The 18307-nt window shown below is 42.0% G+C and carries 19 protein-coding genes and 3 pseudogenes; 20 read left to right on the forward strand and 2 right to left on the reverse strand.

Features of this window, described 5'->3' with window-relative positions; all coding sequences use genetic code 11:
• Positions 1-20: 20 nt before the first annotated feature.
• Positions 21-383 (forward strand): annotated as a pseudogene (locus V9W66_RS13150) (metal-dependent transcriptional regulator).
• 237 nt (positions 384-620) lie between these two features.
• On the opposite strand, the gene V9W66_RS13155 reads toward V9W66_RS13150, so the two are convergent.
• The gene (locus V9W66_RS13155; protein WP_144094978.1) at positions 621-983 is read right to left on the reverse strand and encodes a helix-turn-helix transcriptional regulator; all 363 of its coding nucleotides are present in this window, start codon (positions 981-983) and stop codon (positions 621-623) included.
• A 219-nt stretch (positions 984-1202) separates the two neighbouring features.
• Here V9W66_RS13155 and V9W66_RS13160 point away from each other — a divergent pair, with 219 nt between their 5' ends.
• From V9W66_RS13160 to V9W66_RS13190, 7 genes and pseudogenes are all read left to right on the forward strand, one after another.
• Positions 1203-1541: a hypothetical protein gene (locus V9W66_RS13160; protein ID WP_262538996.1), complete on the forward strand. Its 339-nt coding sequence runs from the start codon at positions 1203-1205 to the stop codon at positions 1539-1541.
• Between the two features lie 128 nt (positions 1542-1669).
• The gene (locus V9W66_RS13165) at positions 1670-2614 is read left to right on the forward strand and encodes a DUF6017 domain-containing protein (protein WP_102365027.1); all 945 of its coding nucleotides are present in this window, start codon (positions 1670-1672) and stop codon (positions 2612-2614) included.
• A 36-nt stretch (positions 2615-2650) separates the two neighbouring features.
• Positions 2651-3124 (forward strand): PcfB family protein, encoded by a 474-nt coding sequence (locus V9W66_RS13170; RefSeq protein WP_002604484.1) that lies wholly within the window; start codon positions 2651-2653, stop codon positions 3122-3124.
• Positions 3121-4905, forward strand: a complete 1785-nt coding sequence (locus tag V9W66_RS13175; protein ID WP_070087586.1) for a VirD4-like conjugal transfer protein, CD1115 family — start codon at positions 3121-3123, stop codon at positions 4903-4905. The genes V9W66_RS13170 and V9W66_RS13175 overlap by 4 nt, the downstream gene beginning before the upstream one ends.
• A gap of 63 nt (positions 4906-4968) precedes the next feature.
• A pseudogene (locus V9W66_RS13180) lies at positions 4969-5097 on the forward strand (Maff2 family mobile element protein); the annotation flags it as partial.
• 414 nt (positions 5098-5511) lie between these two features.
• Positions 5512-7713 (forward strand): HelD family protein, encoded by a 2202-nt coding sequence (locus V9W66_RS13185; protein WP_144094980.1) that lies wholly within the window; start codon positions 5512-5514, stop codon positions 7711-7713.
• Positions 7714-7813: 100 nt separating this feature from the next.
• Positions 7814-8146: a winged helix-turn-helix domain-containing protein gene (locus tag V9W66_RS13190; protein ID WP_227616378.1), complete on the forward strand. Its 333-nt coding sequence runs from the start codon at positions 7814-7816 to the stop codon at positions 8144-8146.
• A gap of 354 nt (positions 8147-8500) precedes the next feature.
• Here the strand turns inward: V9W66_RS13190 and V9W66_RS13195 are convergent, their stop codons facing one another.
• A complete protein-coding gene (locus V9W66_RS13195; protein ID WP_306418649.1) occupies positions 8501-8815 on the reverse strand; it encodes a helix-turn-helix domain-containing protein in 315 nt (104 codons plus the stop codon).
• Positions 8816-9212: 397 nt separating this feature from the next.
• On the opposite strand from V9W66_RS13195, the gene V9W66_RS13200 reads away from it, so the two are divergent.
• From V9W66_RS13200 to V9W66_RS13255, 12 genes and pseudogenes are all read left to right on the forward strand, one after another.
• Positions 9213-9398 (forward strand): cysteine-rich KTR domain-containing protein, encoded by a 186-nt coding sequence (locus V9W66_RS13200; protein ID WP_003431289.1) that lies wholly within the window; start codon positions 9213-9215, stop codon positions 9396-9398.
• 16 nt (positions 9399-9414) lie between these two features.
• Positions 9415-10401, forward strand: a complete 987-nt coding sequence (gene rlmN / locus V9W66_RS13205) for a 23S rRNA (adenine(2503)-C(2))-methyltransferase RlmN (protein WP_006774449.1) — start codon at positions 9415-9417, stop codon at positions 10399-10401.
• 469 nt (positions 10402-10870) lie between these two features.
• Positions 10871-11308, forward strand: a complete 438-nt coding sequence (locus tag V9W66_RS13210; RefSeq protein WP_002604474.1) for a sigma-70 family RNA polymerase sigma factor — start codon at positions 10871-10873, stop codon at positions 11306-11308.
• Positions 11292-11534 (forward strand): helix-turn-helix domain-containing protein, encoded by a 243-nt coding sequence (locus tag V9W66_RS13215; RefSeq protein WP_002604473.1) that lies wholly within the window; start codon positions 11292-11294, stop codon positions 11532-11534. Before V9W66_RS13210 ends, V9W66_RS13215 begins: the two co-directional genes overlap by 17 nt.
• 476 nt (positions 11535-12010) lie before the next feature.
• Complete coding sequence (locus V9W66_RS13220) at positions 12011-12181, forward strand: transposon-encoded TnpW family protein (protein WP_102365005.1); 171 nt, start codon at positions 12011-12013, stop codon at positions 12179-12181.
• A gap of 92 nt (positions 12182-12273) precedes the next feature.
• Positions 12274-12672, forward strand: a complete 399-nt coding sequence (locus V9W66_RS13225; RefSeq protein WP_102365004.1) for a recombinase family protein — start codon at positions 12274-12276, stop codon at positions 12670-12672.
• Positions 12669-14438: a recombinase family protein gene (locus V9W66_RS13230; protein WP_102365003.1), complete on the forward strand. Its 1770-nt coding sequence runs from the start codon at positions 12669-12671 to the stop codon at positions 14436-14438. Before V9W66_RS13225 ends, V9W66_RS13230 begins: the two co-directional genes overlap by 4 nt.
• A 520-nt stretch (positions 14439-14958) precedes the next feature.
• A complete protein-coding gene (locus V9W66_RS13235; RefSeq protein WP_144094982.1) occupies positions 14959-15369 on the forward strand; it encodes an RNA polymerase sigma factor in 411 nt (136 codons plus the stop codon).
• Positions 15370-15377: 8 nt separating this feature from the next.
• On the forward strand, positions 15378-15617 hold the full coding sequence (locus V9W66_RS13240; RefSeq protein ID WP_144094984.1) for a helix-turn-helix domain-containing protein: 240 nt from the start codon (positions 15378-15380) through the stop codon (positions 15615-15617).
• Positions 15618-15999: 382 nt separating this feature from the next.
• On the forward strand, positions 16000-16149 hold the full coding sequence (locus V9W66_RS13245) for an SHOCT domain-containing protein (RefSeq protein WP_144094987.1): 150 nt from the start codon (positions 16000-16002) through the stop codon (positions 16147-16149).
• Positions 16150-16218: 69 nt separating this feature from the next.
• Positions 16219-18012: a recombinase family protein gene (locus V9W66_RS13250; RefSeq protein WP_144094989.1), complete on the forward strand. Its 1794-nt coding sequence runs from the start codon at positions 16219-16221 to the stop codon at positions 18010-18012.
• A pseudogene (locus V9W66_RS13255) lies at positions 17942-18298 on the forward strand (RNA methyltransferase); the annotation flags it as partial. The gene V9W66_RS13250 and the pseudogene V9W66_RS13255, both read left to right, overlap by 71 nt.
• Positions 18299-18307: the final 9 nt, after the last annotated feature.

Consider the following 18307-nt stretch of genomic DNA (forward strand, 5'->3'; position numbering starts at 1 on the left):
CTTGCAATAAGGAGGTACTGATGAAACTTCATGCGTCTGGAGAGGACTATCTGGAAACCATCCTTGTTCTCCAAAAGAAACTCGGTATGGTGCGCTCCGTAGATGTGGCTCGGCACATGGGAGTGTCGAAGCCGAGTGTATGTGTGGCGGTCAATACCCTAAAAGATGGCGGCTTTATCACAATGGACGAAGATCACTTTAGCCATCTGTCCAATGTGGGCCGCAAGGTTGCCGAAAAAATCTACGAGCGCCATTGCTTCTTTACTGAGTAGCTTATCGCCGCAGGCGTTGACCCTGAAATTGCGGAGGCGGACGCCTGCCGGATGGAGCATGTAATTAGTTCAGAGAGTTTTGAAAAAATGAAAGCAGCAGTTAAAAAATGAGTATATTATGGACAGATTCTTTAATTGAAAAGAGAGGATACAGAAAATTGCGAAAAGTTCTTTTAGAATTATACCGAAATTAAAGAAATTTTGCGCTGAAAGGACACAAATAAAATTTATAATATATGTTTGGTTATGTGACAGATTGTGTAAGAACTGCAATCTAAAAGATTTTGAAAATGGGATATAGAGCAAAAGAAACCAGCAGTAATAAGATGAGTCTTTGCACTGCTGGTTTTACTCTAAATTCTCACTGGGATTATGCTGAAGTGTTAGAAGTTGTTCCGCCAGATAATCCAGTGTGTTTAATAGGATCTTTCGATTTTCAGGGATACAGGCTTGGAATTTCCCTATGAACCGCTGGATCTCCTCGTCCGCATCAGATATTTCCGGGTTAAACAAAGTGTTGGCAGAAATACCAAGACGTTTGATTAATGGATAGAGGATCTCGTAGGAAGGATTTATTTTTCCTTTTTCAATCATCTGGATTGTTTTAATCGCCACATGGGATTGATCTGCGAGATCTTGTTGTGTAAGATTACAATCGTTTCTTGCCTGGCGAATACAGTTTCCCAGATAACTCAGTTTATCTTTCGGCATAATCATTCACATCACATATATTCTATCTTGCCGATTAAGGTTTTTACATAACCTTATCTTGCATATTTAATAGGCAATATTATGCTGATATAAAATGAATTTATAGCCCTGGTGAAAGGTCAATTAAAAAAAAACGGCTTTTAAGCGCGGTGAGATAAGAAAACAAGCAAAAACCCTTATATCATCGCGTTTTAAGGACAGCGGGCAAACAGGTTACAAGTGAATAACCAAGCAAAAGGGACGTTATCGAAAGATAGCGTCCCTTTCTGCATACTACGCCGCAGCTTCAAAGAAGTTGTGGCGTTTTTTTATGCCCGCAGGAAAGGAGGCGCAGCCGGAATGTATTTCACAGAGGGCAAGCAGCGGGCGTTTGAACTGCTCATGCAGCAGAAGCCGGGATTTGACCGCTATCAATCCGGTTGTGCCAGAGGTAATGAAGATTGCGGCACTTGCCGTTTCTACCGCCCACAATGGAAATATGAGTTTTGCGTTTTCAAAGAGTGTCCCTATTGCCACGGCAAAAGGACGCGGAAAACGACTACCAGCATGGACAAATAGACGGGCAAAAGCCCTTGTGCCATGCGGCTTTGCAGACGCGAAAACGGCAGAGGGCATATTGCAATACCAAAACCGCCGAAAACGGCTTTCTAATATTCCACGCAGACCAAGAGAGGAAGTGAGAAAATATGGCAGTTTTCAGAGTGGAGCGAAATACGGGATATACTGTTATGAGCAACCACCACTTGCGCAACAAGGAACTCACCTTAAAGGCAAAGGGCTTGTTGTCGCAAATGCTGTCCTTGCCGGAGGATTGGGATTATACCCTTGCGGGCTTATCCCATATCAACCGGGAAAAGATCGACGCAATCCGCGAAGCGGTAAAAGAACTCGAAAAAGCCGGATATATCGTGCGCAGCCGGGAGCGCGACGAGAAAGGACGCTTGCGGGGTGCGGATTATGTCATATATGAGCAGCCGCAGCCGCGAGAGCCGGAAGCAGCTACCAGCGGCGAACAGCCGCCTATATTGGATTACCCTACATTGGAAAATCCAACATTGGATAATCCAACGTTGGAAAAACCTACGCAGGAAAAGCCTACGTTGGAAAATCCAACGCAATTAAATAAAGATATATCAAGTAAAGAACAATCAATTACTGATTTATCAAGTACCCATTCCATTCCTTTCCATTCCCTAAATCCCTTGCCCTTTGCACAGGGCGAAGCGGCTACGCCGCCGGAAAGGAAAAGAACGGAAGCGAAAAGCAATAACGCAGTAGAGATTTACAGGGAAATTATCAAGGACAATATCGAATACGATCATCTCATTCAAAACTGCAAAATTGACAAAGACCGTTTGGACGAGATAGTTGACCTTATGCTGGAAACCGTCTGCACAGCACGAAAGACAATCCGTATTGCCGGGGACGACTACCCAGCCGAACTTGTCAAATCCAAGTTTATGAAGCTGAACAGCAGCCATATTGAGTTTATTTTGGACTGCATGAGGGAGAACACAACCAAGGTGCGCAACATCAAGCAGTATCTAAAAGCGGTGCTGTTCAACGCGCCGAGTACCATTGACAGCTACTATACCGCCCTTGTCAATCACGACTTATACGGCGGCGAATGAGCATAGCCGCATTTTACCGGGAAAGGAGTTGATACCTTGCAGGAGGAAGTAACCCAAAAAACGATTGCCCTATACGTCAAAGTGGGAAAAGGCGCGGCGCGGCTTACCGAACAGGCGTTGCAGAAAGCAATCCAAAAGTTTTTGGAGCAGAAAAGCAAGCCCGCGCATGGGAAACAGACCATGCGGCAGCTTATGAAGCAGAACGCGGGTGTTTCCAACATCGAGATCACCGACAGCAATATTAAAGCCTTTGAGAGTACGGCGAAGAAATACAACATAGATTTTTCGCTGAAAAAGGTTAAGGGCGAGCAGACCCGCTACCTTGTGTTTTTCAAAGGCCGGGACGCAGACGTTATGACCGCAGCGTTTCAAGAGTTTTCCGCAAAGAAGCTGAACAGGGAGAAAAAGCCCTCTATCCGCAAAGCCCTTGCCGCTGCAAAGGACAAGGCAAAGCAGCTTAACGCCGCCCGCGACAAGGTAAAGAAAATGGACAGGGGGCGCGAGATATGAAGCAGATTAACTACAAAAAGCTAATACTTCCGAATATCCCCTATGTGTTCTTTGTCTATCTCTTTGATAAAGTCGGACAGGCGGTGCGGCTTGCCCCCGGCGCGGATATTTCCGCAAAGATACTGAATATCACGCAGGGATTTTCCGCAGCCTTTGAAAGTGCCTTGCCGAGCATTTACCCGCTGGATTTGCTTGTCGGCATTGTCGGCGCGGTGATTATCCGCTTGATTGTCTATGTCAAAGGGAAAAACGCGAAGAAATACCGCAAGGGCGCGGAGTACGGCTCTGCCCGATGGGGAAACGCCGAAGATATTAAGCCCTACATAGACCCGGAGTTTCAAAACAACATCATTTTGACACAGACGGAACGCCTTACCATGAACAGCCGCCCGAAGCAGCCGAAGTACGCAAGAAATAAGAACGTCGTCGTGATCGGCGGCAGCGGCAGCGGAAAAACAAGGTTTTTCGTCAAGCCGAATTTAATGCAGCTTCATTCCTCTTACGTCTTGACAGACCCGAAAGGTACGGTTTTGATTGAGTGCGGGAAGCTGCTGCAACGGGCGGGCTACCGCATTAAGGTACTGAATACGATTAACTTCAAAAAATCTATGCACTACAACCCCTTTGTGTATATCCGCAGCGAGAAAGATATTTTGAAGCTGGTAAACACGTTGATAGCGAATACCAAAGGCGAGGGAGAAAAAAGTGCGGAGGATTTTTGGGTAAAAGCGGAAAGGTTATTGTATTGCGCATTGGTTGGCTACATCTGGTATGAAGCCCCCGCCGAGGAAATGAACTTTATTACCCTGTTGGAACTTATCAACGCCAGCGAAGCCCGCGAGGACGACGAGGAATATCAAAGCCCCGTCGATCTGCTGTTTGCCGACTTGGAAGAACGCGACCCCGACCATTTCGCGGTGAAGCAGTACCGAAAATATAAATTGGCGGCGGGCAAAACAGCAAAATCAATCCTCATTTCTTGCGGTGCGAGGCTTGCGCCTTTTGATATTAAGGAATTGCGCGATCTCATGTCCTACGACGAATTAGAACTTGACACGTTAGGCGACAGAAAGAGCGCACTTTTCCTCATAATGAGCGATACGGACAGCACGTTTAATTTTGTTATCGCTATGCTGCAATCGCAGCTTTTCAATTTGCTTTGCGACAAAGCGGACGACGAATATAACGGCAAATTGCCTGTTCACGTCCGCTTTTTGCTTGACGAGTTTGCGAACATCGGACAGATACCCCGATTTGATAAACTGATTGCCACAATCCGCAGCCGGGAAATGTCCGCTTCTATCATTCTGCAATCGCAGAGCCAGCTAAAAGCCATTTACAAGGACGCGGCAGAAATCATACTTGATAATGCCGACAGCACCTTGTTTTTGGGAGGACGTGGGAAAAATGCAAAGGATATTTCGGATAACTTGGGACGGGAAACAATTGACAGTTTCAACACTTCCGAAAATCGCGGCACGCAGGTTTCTCATGGACTTACTTATCAAAAATTAGGAAAGGAGTTGATGACACAGGACGAAATAGCAGTTATGGACGGTGGGAAATGTATTTTGCAGCTACGCGGTGTACGTCCCTTTTTAAGCGACAAATACGATATAACGAAACACCCGAACTACAAATACCTTTCCGACTTCGACAAGAAAAACGCTTTTGATGTGGAACGGTATATGTCTACCCGCCCGGCAATAGTAAAGCCCGATGAAGCCTTTGACATATACGAAATAGATTTGTCCGACGAGGACGCAGCCGCCGAGGAATAACGGCGGCATTTTCATTTTCAACAACATTTTTTGAGCCGCAAAGCGGCAGAAAGCGAGGTTTATATGGATTTCTTTAACAGCGCAGTTGGTGTATTGCAGACTTTGGTTATCGCGCTTGGCGCAGGTCTTGGCATTTGGGGGGCTATCAACCTCATGGAGGGTTACGGCAACGACAATCCGGGCGCAAATGCTCATGTACGGTAAAGAAGCAAGCAACCGAAAACAAGAGATAGACCGCCAGCACCACACTATTCCGAACAAAAGAACCAAAGACAAGCATTATGGAAATGTGCATAACAGGCTATGGAATCATGGATAACTCTATTCACAGGACATGGAAAAGCTAAGGTGCAGCTTTCCCACGTTCTGTAAGAAGAATTTACTGGGCTTGTATTCCTGTCTGCTGAAGATATGGGATAATGGGAAAGGCTACTGACCTTTTTACTATTGCATATACAATATTTTTGTATTCTCTCTCCCACCATAATAGTATCATACAAATTTCATGATTACAAGACTGTTTATATAGGCAAACGTGTGCTAAACTAGCCTAGCAATGTATCAGTGAGAAATTTTCTGTTGTTTTTATCAAGGAGGGTATTTTTTATGGGAAATAATCAGTTAGAAAGAGAGTACGAAGAAATAAGATTAAAGCAAACTATATCTTTAGCCGAGGAACAATTAAAACAAGCAAAAGAAGCAGCAGAAAAAAAGAAATCACAAATTATTGAAGTAAAAAAAGAAGTTCGTGAAAACGCAGCACATGGAGTTACAAATCTATACACTTCGGACGGATTTGAGGCACTTGTTGAGTTAAGTCAATATATGAACCCTGTTATAGATAAAATTGTAGATTATGAAGAAGAAGAACACAAAATACTTTTACTGGAAAACATGACAAAATCACCATATTTTGCCCGTATTGATTTTAAATTTGATGATGAGGAAGAATTTGAAAAAATATATATCGGACGTTCCTCTCTACGGAAAAACAGTTATCAGGAGATGTATGTTTATGATTGGCGGTCACCGATTGCAAGTATTTTTTACCGCTTTATGAAAGGAGAAGCATTTTATGACGCTCCATGCGGGCGGGTAACAGGTGAACTCAAATTAAAACGTCAGTATGAAATCAAGAATGGAGCGTTAAAATATTTTTTTGATACAGATGTGCAGATTGTTGATGAATTTTTAAGACAACTATTATCACAGAATACCACCGCCAAAATGAAAGCGATAGTTGAAACAATACAACAAGAACAGGACGCTGTTATCAGAGATATGGAAAATGACCTGTTAATGGTGCAGGGCGTAGCAGGAAGCGGTAAAACTTCCATTGCCCTTCATCGGGCAGCTTATCTTATGTATCAAGGATTACAGACAAAGTTGTCCGCAAATAATATTATAATTATTTCCCCTAATGCTATATTTGAGCAATATATTTCTAATGTGTTGCCCGAATTGGGAGAAGATAATGTTATCTCCGTTGTATTTGAGGATATTCTAAATATGCTGTTAAAAGGCAGGAAAATTCAGTCCAAGAATGATTTTTTAGAAAAAATAATTGCTCCCTCACAATACAAAAAACTTTATAAAGACAGTATCGAGTTTAAAACGTCAAAACTTTTTGGGGAAATATTAGACAAATTTATTTATGATATTCCATGTCAATGGATAGAATTTGATGATGTTTATTATGAGGGAACATGTGTTGTAAGCAGGCAGACTTTACAGGATAAGGTATTGGGAAGAACAGAAACTCCATTAGGCATAAAGTTAGCGCAATTAGAAGATTATATTTTAGAACTAATATTTGGAACAGGAAAGGGACGGGGACATAAAGCAGAAAAAAATTTAGTAAAGCAGGAAATACAAAATTTTATAAAAATTGATATATTTGAGTTGTATAAAATATTATTTAGCAATGAATCCTATTTTTTCAGTTTATTGCATAATAATAATTCCTCAGAGAGCATAAAGGAAATCCGGGAATATACGAAAGAAAATCTGGAAGCAGGCTGTATATACTATGATGACGCAATAGCAATGCTTTATTTATATTTAAAAATATACGGAACGAATGAATATAAAAATATCAAGCAGGTTGTCATTGATGAAGCTCAAGACTATTACCCGCTTCAATATGAAATATTCGGCTTATTATTTCCAAATGCTAAATTTACAATCTTAGGGGATATGAAACAAACCCTTGCCAAAAAAGAGGATATATCTTTCTATGAAGAAATTCATAAAATACTGAATAAGAAAAAATCTTCTCTTATCGTGTTAGACAAAAGTTTCCGTTGCACGAATGAGATATTAAATTTTAGCTTAAAATTCATAGAACAAAGTCCACAGATAAAAAGTTTTAATCGGAAAGGGGATAGCCCGGAAGTATTTATTGCGGATAATTCCGAAGTCTTTATTGACAAGATTGTTGAAGAGGTAAAATCATGCCAGGAAAAAGGATTACAGTCAATAGGATTAATTTGTAAAACTGAAAATAATTCGATCTGCTTGTTTAACAAATTAAAGCACAAACTAGATATACAAATAATCAAAAATGGAAGTGCAGCAGAGTTACAAGGTGTATTTATTATACCAGTATATATGTCAAAGGGGTTGGAATTTGATGCTGTCTTAATATGTGATGCAGACAATCAAAACTACTATGATGATGATGATAAAAATCTCTTATATGTTGCCTGTACTAGAGCACTCCATAGGCTTAGCTTATTTTGTGAAAAAGAAGTTAGCCCATTGCTATATGCAACTTCTAAACATACAAAACCAGAGCAGACAGAATAGGTCATGAAAACACATGGATAAATTAATAATAATTCGGACAGATAATCAGAACAACTTATATGAACAAATTATATCGTTAATAACTGCCAATCAAGCTAAAATGGAAACCATGTCTTTTGGTGTTTTTCCTACACTCTTTTTTCCGGGACTGGAAATAAGGCAGCACCAACGCCGGGTATTTAGGGACGGGGAGGAAATAAACCTTACCCGCCTTGAATACAGTACCCTTGTATTCCTTGCTTCCAATCCCGGCAATGTCCTCACACAAGAACAGATTTTTGAAGCCGTTTGGAACATGGATAGCGATAGCTGCCATTCAAGCGTTGTCAACGTGATTTACAACCTACGGAAAAAGATAGAGCCGGACAGCAAAAACCCCACCTACATAAAGACCGTTTTAGGCATAGGCTACAAGTTTGCTTCCGGGGAATGACAACCGAATAACCGCCGCCATTTTAGGCAGTCAGTAAACAGGAAATCAGAAAAAGGTTTCCTGTTTTTTTGCGCCCGTTTTTGTCAAATACTGTTACGAAAACACGAAAAGATTTTCCGGGGGACTTTGCCATATTTTTCTTCCAGTGCGTAGTAATAATGACGGGAAAAATATTGCCGCAAAGTTGGCAGAAGCCCCGCCCTCTCCGTCGAGAGTATCAGCAAAAGCCTACACAGCGGAATCCGTCACTTTTTTAGAGCAAGATTCTACCACAGTACCAAATTTCGCTAATCGCTCATTTTGTCCTGCGGGAATCTTGTTGGGGTTGCCACCCCAAGCCCGCCTTTTTGCGGCTTACGCCGCTTGAAAAAATCCACCCATGAAAGGAGGTTCACAGCCATGAAAAAATACAATACGCCCCACCGCCACCGGGTAATCAAGACACGCTTGACCGAGGAAGAATACCGAAATATGATACCGGGTTACAAGGTCATAGAATACCTGTAAACTCGGCTGTTGTCCCTTGTTCTCGATATTCGCAAGGTAGCGCGGGGAAATATATAACTCGTCGCTTACCTTTTTGCGGCTCTCGCCGTATTCATTTCTCGCGGCTTTTATAGCTGCCCCGAAAGCCTTAAAGTCGTACAATGGTACGGGTCTTTTTGCCATTTTCATTCACCCTGTTACATTTTACAGTTCACCTTTCTTTTTGGATATGTCCACACAATTCATATCATTAGGTTAAATACTTCCTGTTGTGTATTGACAGTAGACTGATTTTCTGATAAAATAAAATTTATGTAAAAGGAGGCGGCGTTTATGTTGCATAGCATGCGTATTAGATAAGCATTGAAAAAAGGATTTTCCCATTTTCAACATGGGCTTTTTTGTCATGCTTATTTTGCGGATGCTATACAAAAAACTAACGACGTATAGATATAGTATAGACATAGTGCAAGCTATGCCTTAGTTTTGTTGTACTGCTCTGTGCATTATAAATGCAGGTCAATGCTCATGTTGAGGATTGACCTGCATTTTTTTGTGTAAAAAGGACGAGTGAAATATAATGCTTAAAAAATATTGGATAAAATGTCCGATTTGTAACGGAAAGACGAGAGTTCAAGTATTTCATAATACTGTATTAAAAGATTTTCCTCTTTTCTGCCCTAAATGCAAATTGACGCATATCATTGATGTAGAAAAATTAGAGATTGTAATCAAAAATACAGAAAAACAAACTTTTATTATTTAGAAGAAAGGATATAAAAATGAAACGTTTACCTAAATATACGCCTGCGGAAGTACGGAATGATCCATACGGATTTACTTACAAAGAAATGTCGGAAGTTATTGGCGAGAATGAAGCAAAAGCCTTATATGAAGAATTATATAAGCAATTACCACGCAAAAAAAATCTATCAATGTTGGTAAAAAATATTTGCAAAAGCAGTGATACTGAAAAGTATGTTTACGAACTGAAAGACAACAAATACATTGAAACGGTTTTTATCAAGCGGCGAGATGGTGGAACTGTTTGCGTGAGCACACAAGTCGGTTGTCCTGTTGGTTGTATTTTTTGTGAGTCCGGGCGAAATGGCTTTGTTCGTAATCTAACATCGTCAGAAATCGTACAACAGATTATATTGTTGCGTCGAAAAGTAAACCGTATCGTTTTTATGGGTATGGGAGAGCCTTTATTCAATTATGACAACTTGATAAAAGCAATCCATATTCTCCGAGATAGATATGGGCTCAACTTTCCAACCGACGGCATTACCATATCAACAGTTGGTCCGGTCGATCAATTAAAAAAATTGCGCGAGGAACATCTTAAAATTCAGTTGACAATATCTTTACACGCAGCAACACAATCTGCAAGAAATCGTATTATTCCTCACATGCGCATATATGCTATTGAAGATGTTGTTAAGCAAGCCTTATCCTATTCTGAAAGGCATAATCGCAAAATTGTCTTTGCGTATTTGCTTTTACCGGGTATAAATGACCGGCCCTCAGATGTAAGACAACTTGCAAAATGGTTTCGGGGCAAAAAAGTTATGATTAACGTGTTACAATACAACCCAACAAGCAATTCAAGAATTAAAGCACCACAGAAACGGGAAATAGTTGCATTCAAACATCAATTAGAGCAAGCAGGACTTGAAGTTACTATGAGAGTTTCTCATGGCAGAGAGATTAACGCGGCTTGTGGACAGTTAGCTAACACATATAATAAATTCAAAAAAAATGATTAAAAGTGCCAGACGCATAGACGCAGAGCCGATAACGCATTAGGTCAAAAAACCTATGTGTTATCGGCTTTTTTATTTAATATTGAGCAAAAGCCGCTGTTCCCTATTATAGAATGGATTGCGGGTAGTGTATTAAAGTCGCCCTTTTTTAAGGATACGGCGGTATCTGGGAGGTATCGTCGTGTCTATTTTTATTTACTGTAACCCGCCTAATGCTTTGCGGTCAAAAAAAGCCATTACCCGCCAGCGGGATATTCCGGCTATGAATACGAACTGTCAGTACATCTAAATATTGCTCACAATTCCTTTGCGCTCGTCCGCGTCTTGCGGGCGGGCGCATTTTGTTTATTTCAATATATTTTTGAAAGGAGCAACAAAGAGCCATCTCCCGAACGGGTACAGAGCGAAAGGGGCAGAGAGGACAAGCCTTTAACTCCCGTCCTCTACTCCACGCGGGAAGGAGGTGAACTCTATGGAGCTATCTTCTTCCGACAAGGAAAGAATACAACATCAGTACGACGCATTAGCAAAGAAAACTTTGGTCGGCGAAGCGAAAAGCCACCGCCGCACTCTTGCGAAACGCGCAGCACGCGAAGTTACTTTTTCGGATTTGAGCGAAAGCGAACTCGCGCAGCTTTTCACAACGGACGAATACGAAAGCGATTATTTCCGTTTTCAAGTGTCCGGCTTTGATGTACTCGTCAAAAATGAACTGCTTGCCGAAGCCCTTAACGCTTTGCCCGAAAGGAAACGCGACATTATCCTTTTGTCCTACTTCTTGGATATGAGCGACGCGGAAATTGGCGAACTGCTGAATGTTGTACGCACGACGGTTTTCCGGCACAGGAAATCCGCGCTTGCGAAAATCAAACAGTATTTGGAGGGAAAAGCAGATGATGAATACCGTTAGGAAGTCTGAAAATCTGTTGCCGTTCCCTGTCATTTCCGCAGCGGCAAACGGCGACACAACCGCCATGTGCGCGATCTTGAAGCACTACGAGGGTTACATAGCGAAACTTTGTACCCGCACGCTGAAAGACGACGCGGGCAATACCTATTCCTATGTGGACGAGGAAATGCGTAACAGGCTGCAAGTGCGCCTTATTACCCGCACCCTTGCTTTTCATGTAGGATAATCTTTTAGCCCATGCGGGGAGCGTGTACCCCTTTCCACGCTTCCCGTTATGGGCTGTTTGTCGTTCCGTAAAAGCATATCCGCTGTTGATGTGCTTTTGCAGGCCGACAAAGCCTTATTGTTCCTTGATAAAGAAAGCCCGCAAGATAACGGCGGTGCAGTATAACAGGCAAACGAATACATACCGCTTATATCGAGCCGAACAGCGGGTACGCCAGGACAGCTTTTCACACAGGGAAAGTCGAGCGAGAAATACCGCGCTGCAAAACAGGTTTAGCAGCTTGTGGGCAACGACATATAGGCGGGACAAAACGCCTTTATAGCCATAGTCCGAGCGTTAAGAGCGTCGCAGGCATTGGGTAAAGCTGCCTTAAATGAGCAGGGGTGAAACTCCCGCGGTGCTGCCGCTGACAGCCGTTCGTTTCTGCCTTTCATTTTTAATCTTTTTGTTATCCCACGAAAGGGGGATTTTACATTATGGAACAAACAAAGCAAACAACAAAATCACCGGTTGTGCGCGAATACAAAATCGGGGATATTACCTATATTGTCAAAGCCGTTGTTAAGGACGGTGTAAAAGAGGACGCCGCGACAAAGGTACGCCGCTTAATCCATAATGACTTAAACCGGGGAAAAAGCCCGGTATAATGCCGAAAATGTAATCCTATTGCAGACGGACGACGGGTTTTGTGGTATAATACATATAACCTGTTTGTCCGGCTGTCGGAATAGGAGGTAACATGAAACAGTCGGATAAATTGACCGCATACTATTTTCGTGCGGCGCAACAAATAGATACTTTGTACCTTGACAATCAAATGCAAAAACTTCTTTACCACGCAAGCCAAAACGGGATTGCCGCCTTTGCGCTGTATGTGGATAACGGTTATAACGGTTTGAACTTTAACCGTCCCGCATTTTCCCTCATGCAGCAGGATATGAGCGACGGGCGCATTAGTAAAATCGTTGCTACGAGCCTTGACCGTATTTCCCGTAACAGTTTAGATGTGCTTGCTTTTGCAGATTACGCCGTTTCTACGGGCATTTCTCTGGAAACAATCAACGGCGACCATGCAACGCTGGATTGGAACAGACAGCTATATGCTGCACTTGCCGCGAAAGGTGGTGAGTGCAAATGACAAAGACCTTTTCTTTTCAGCAGATTGCTGTCCCCAAAGTGTTAAGCGAAGAAGTCCGCGAAGCCATTTCAAATAATGTTTTGCAATTCTATGTGCGCGATCAGCAGCAGGAAGCGCAGGACGAGGGCATAACGGCTTTATATGAACGCCTTTCACAAGAGGACAAATTAGAGGGTGAGAGCAACAGTATTGCCAACCAAAAGAAGATATTGGAACGGTACTGCCGGGAGCATGGAATTACCGCTTATCGACATTATGACGAGGACGACGGGTATTCCGGTACAAACTTCAACCGCCCCGGATTTCAACGTATGCTTGCCGATATAAAAGCTGGAAAAATCAAGCGCGTTATCGTCAAAGATATGTCCCGTTTCGGGCGTGATTATCTGCAAGTCGGTTTCTACACCGATATGCTGTTCCCCGATTTTGGCGTGCATTTTGTCGCGGTTAATGACGGAGTTGACAGTACGCGGGGCGAAAACGAGTTTACCGCAATCCGCAACGTGTTCAACGAAATGTATGCCCGCGATACTTCAAAGAAGATACGCGCTACTTGGCAATCAAAGGGAAAATCCGGCGAACACCTTACTACAATCCCGCCTTATGGCTATATGAAAGACCCCGACAACAAAAAGAAGTGGATTATTGACGAGGAAGCCGCAGCCGTTGTGCAGCAGATTTTCGCATTGTGCGTTTCCGGCATGGGACCGACACAAATTGCAAAATGGTTAGAGAAAAGCGAAATCCTCAATCCTACTTTCTATTGGTTGTCAAAGGGTATGAAAGTCGGCAACAAGCCGAAGCCGGGGGCAAACCCGTACAAGTGGACGAATGAAACGGTTTCCCGTATGCTTGAAAAGATAGAGTATTTAGGGCATACCGTAAACTTCAAGACCCGAAAGCAATCCTACAAGAGCAAAAAGAAGTTGTGGAACGACCCGTCCGAATGGGTGATCTTTGAGAACACGCAGCCGCCGATTGTAGAGGAAAGTGTATTTCTCATTGTGCAGAACATACGCAAATCCCGCCGCCGCCCCACCAAAATGGGCGATATGGGTATTTTCTCCGGGCTGCTTTATTGTGCAGAGTGCGGCGGTAAAATGTATCAATGCCGAGCAACGAACTTCACCGAAGAACAGAAGTATTTTATCTGTTCAACCTATCGGAAAGGCAAAGACTTGTGTACGACCCATTCAATCAAAAATGTTGTTCTGTATGAAATCGTTTTGAAAAACCTACGGGAAGCAATCGACTATGTAACAGAGCATGAAGCCGAGTTTGTGCAGGAAGCAGCAGACAGCCGTTTGCGAGAGCGCGACGCAGAGTTTTCCCGCAAGCGCGAAACACTTTCCAAAGCTGAAACCCGTATTGCCGAGTTGGATAATCTGTTTAAGCATTTATATGAGGACAATGTAACCGGGAAATTGTCTGACGAACGGTTTATCAAAATGTCCCATGATTACGAATTGGAGCAGAGCAATCTAAAAGCTATGGCAGAAGTGCTACGGGAAGAAATCAAGCAGCAGGAAAAACAAAAGACCAACGTTAAAGCGTTTATCAGCGCGGTAAAGAAGTACACCGATATGCAGCAGCTTGACGCTGCTATGCTACGGGAGTTTATAGACCGTATCGAAGTTTCCCATACCGACAAAAAATCCAAGACAAGGGAAATCACGATTGTATACAACTTCATCGGTGCATTTGATTTTGAACGGGCGAAAGAAAAAGCCCAAAATACAACGGAAAAACAGCAAAGAACGGCATAGCCGTTTGGCTACACCGTTCCTTGCTAAAATGTTTTCTTAATTCACCGCCCCATTCACGGCAGGGCTTATTTGTGTTTCCCATCTGTGTTCTGCCGTCAGGAGAAACATGGATGGTTTTGTTTTGAAAAAAAGAAAAAGGCTTAGCCTAGATGATCAGTTAAAAAAATTTTATCTGCGGGTGGACTACCGTACACTCTTCAAAGAGCATTATCATACCTATTTCACTGGCATAAAATCCCATATGAAATAAAGCTAAAAAGTAGCGTCAGGAAGCTCAAAAAACTCCCTGGCGTTATTTTTTGTCGAAATTTGTGGAACTTTCTCCATAAACCACGGAACCGTGGGCCACCAGTCATCGGAAAAAGATTCTGATGAAAGGTTTTGGAGAAGTTGGAGAAAAGTTTTTTTAAATACTTTCCCGCTTTTTCGATTTTTTATCAGTTTACCTCCTGTCCTCGCTGTGAAAGGGAGGATCAGACGTCTTTTACTACGGCTTTAAGCAGAGGGGAGGTGATCCCCTTTGAAACTGAACCGTCAGGAAAAAGAAATCGTGCGGAGAAAATTTTGTGCTTACTGCATTAAAGTTCTGCGTGGTGAGGCACTGAATTATCTTGATGAATTGGAGCGGCAGAGAAAGCGGGAAGTAAATTTTTCTGAAATTCTTCAGAAAGATCTGGAGACGCTGTACTGTTGCGATGATTATGATATGGCAGAGAATTTTACAGTGATGGGAAGGCAGGTTCCAGTCCGTGATGAATGGATATGTAAAGCATTGAAGAAACTTCCTATAAAAAAACGGGAAATTATTCTGATGCTTTATTTTCTGGATATGACGGAAAAAGAAATTGCTGCCTGCCTAAAATTAGTGCAGAGTACCGTACATTATCACAAAGATGATTCTTTAAGGCTTATGAGAAAATTGATGGAGTGAATCTACATATGAGATCTAAGAAGCATAGAGAACCGCCGGAGTTTGAAACCATCCAGGCGGCTATAGAGGGTGACGCCGAAGCAATCAATCAGGTGCTTTCCTATTTTCAGCCATTTATCAACAGTGAGTGTAAGAGAGAATACAAGGATGAATTTGGGAGAGTTCATTATGTGGCTGATGAATATATGAAAAGGCGGATGGAGACAAAGCTGATTACAAAAATTCTGGATTTTAAGATCCGGCTATAACCACAGGACAGAAATATTCCCTTTCTATTTCTGATTCTGAACGCACTGTACATTGAAAACTGAATATTTTATCCTGCAGGACGAAAGGAAACAGTAGAGCCGGGCAGCAGATACGCCAGGATGATTCAATCTCAATTTTCGCTTTGCGACATTATGGCGTAAAGTTCATGTTTATAGACAGATACGGAATTTGAAGATGGATAGGAGCGAAGAAATATCATGCTGCGGGCAGAGTGTGGGAACTTTGTGGCGAAGACACTGTTTCTCATAATGATACTTCCGGGGAGGCTGCTCCGGTCTGAAAAGATGGTGAGATACCAATGAGGCTGTTCCCCGACAGCCGCCTGCAGGATTTTTTGCAGTGGCGAAAGGGGAGAATGAAATGGATATAAAAAAATTACTGCGATATACAATGCAGTTGGCTATGTTAAAACAGCTTTTAACAAAGAAATTGATTGATGAAAATGAGTATTCGTTGATACAGAAAAGACTGATGAAAGATTATGGCATTGTTTCCAATATTACCGCTTGACGAATCTTTTGTGCTGATCTATAATAAAATCAACACTATGATAGGAATACAAAAATAAAGGAGCGGAAAATGGAAATAGAGTTGATTAAGGCAAATGAATTTTCTGAAGGCTCTGCCAGAAAACGTGTCGAGCGATTAAGAGTTGCCGCTTATTGCCGTGTAAGTACGGACGATGAAGATCAAATAAAAAGTTATAATTCTATGGTGAGATACTATACGGATCTCATTCAAAATAACAAAGAGTGGATTTTTGCAGGTGTTTATGCCGATAAAGCCATTACAGGAACTAAAACGGATAAGAGAGATGAATTTCAACGGCTGATTCAGGATTGTATGGATGGGAAGATTGATCTAATCATCGCAAAAAGTATCCCACGATTTGCTAGAAATACGCTGGATACTTTAAAATATGTCCGTATGTTGAAAGAGAGAAATATCGCAGTCTACTTTGAAGTAGAAAAAATCAATACCTTAAAAGACGGCGAATTTCTTATGACGATCCTAAGTTCTGTGGCGCAGCAGGAGGTTGAAAATACTTCTGCTTATGTGAAAAAAGGATTAAAGATGAAAATGAAACGAGGAGAACTTGTTGGTTTTCAGGGCTGCATGGGATATGATTATGATGTAGCAACAAAATCCATTTCCATTAATGAGGAAGGCGCAAAAGTTGTCCGCTATATATTTGAACGGTATGTAGCGGGAGCAGGAAGCACTATGATCGCCAGAGAACTAAATGAACAGGGGATAATGACAATTAAAGGAAATCCCTGGGTGTCATCCAGTGTTATGGGAATTATAAACAACGAGAAGTATAAAGGTGACATTTTATTAGGAAAGACATTTACGGTTGATCCGATCTCGAAAAGGCGGTTGGAGAATTTGGGTGAAGAAGATCGGTATTATATACATGATCATCACGAACCGATTATTTCAGAAGAAATGTTCGCCAGAGCGCAGGAAATCAGAAGCCGTAGAAACGGAAACCGTAAGCATGGTGTTACACCGGGAAAAAGAGAAAAATTCAGCCGACAGTATGCTTTTAGCTGTTTGCTGGAATGTGGATTCTGTGGAGCTAATCTTTCACGCAGACGTTGGCACAGCAATTCAAAGTATAAGAAAACGATATGGCAGTGTGTGAAAGCTACGAAAGATGGTAAGCGTTTCTGTCCGGATAGTAAAGGAATCCCTGAGCAGGTGATCGAGGAAGCTTTTGTTGAGTCATATCGGATGCTTTGCAGAGACAATAAGGACGTATTGGAAGAATTTTTGAAGCGTACCGAAAAGGCTCTTGGAGAAAATTCCGTAGAAGATCAGTTAAACAAGCTGCAAAAAAAGATTGATAATCTTTCATACAAGAGAAAGAAGTTGTTGGATAATTATTTGAGCGGCATTGTTGAGCAGGATATTTATGAAGAAACAGACGTAAGTCTCAAAACAGATTTAAGTAATGCAAAGGCTAAGTTGGAGTATTTTCAACAGCAGGCGGATGAAGAAAGTTCGCTGCAAAAAAGGATTGCAGACTTTAAGAAAGCACTGTCTCATAATGAGGTACTGGAAGAATTTGACAGAGGCATATTCGAGAGTATAATTGAAAAGGTAATTGTTGGCGGTTACGATGAAAACGGAGAAAAAGATCCCTATAAAATAACTTTCATATATAAAACAGGATTTAAGAATGAAATTGGAAACGCAAAGGAACGTTTCGACAAGTCTAAGAGCGTAGGGGACAAAGCTAAAGAATTGTGTTCCCATATCGTAAACGAGGTAAAAGATGTGTGTTCCTATGTTAGTGACAACACATGTGGAGACGGTAGTACTGCTTTCCTGCAAAAAGCCAGACGGACATATCAACGTAAAAGTTGAGTTTGGCGAGGGTGAGGGAAAAGTTCCGCTTGATAATATTGCTAAAAGAGCCGAAGAATATAAGCCCAAAGAACGAGTGACCTACAAAATGATAAAGGAGTACATAGAAGCTAAATACGGCTTCAAGGTACATACCGCATATATCGCAGAGGTAAAGAGAGATTTAGGCTTGCCAATGTACGATGCTCCTAATGCGGTAGAGGAATTGAAACAGCCGAGGAAGCATCCTACAGCGGAAAAGGTAGAAGCAATCAAAGATGCTTTGAAATATTTTGGGGTTATTTAATAGGTAGCC

The organism is Blautia massiliensis (ex Durand et al. 2017) (genome assembly GCF_051861785.1).
Lineage (GTDB): Bacteria > Bacillota > Clostridia > Lachnospirales > Lachnospiraceae > Blautia_A > Blautia_A luti_A.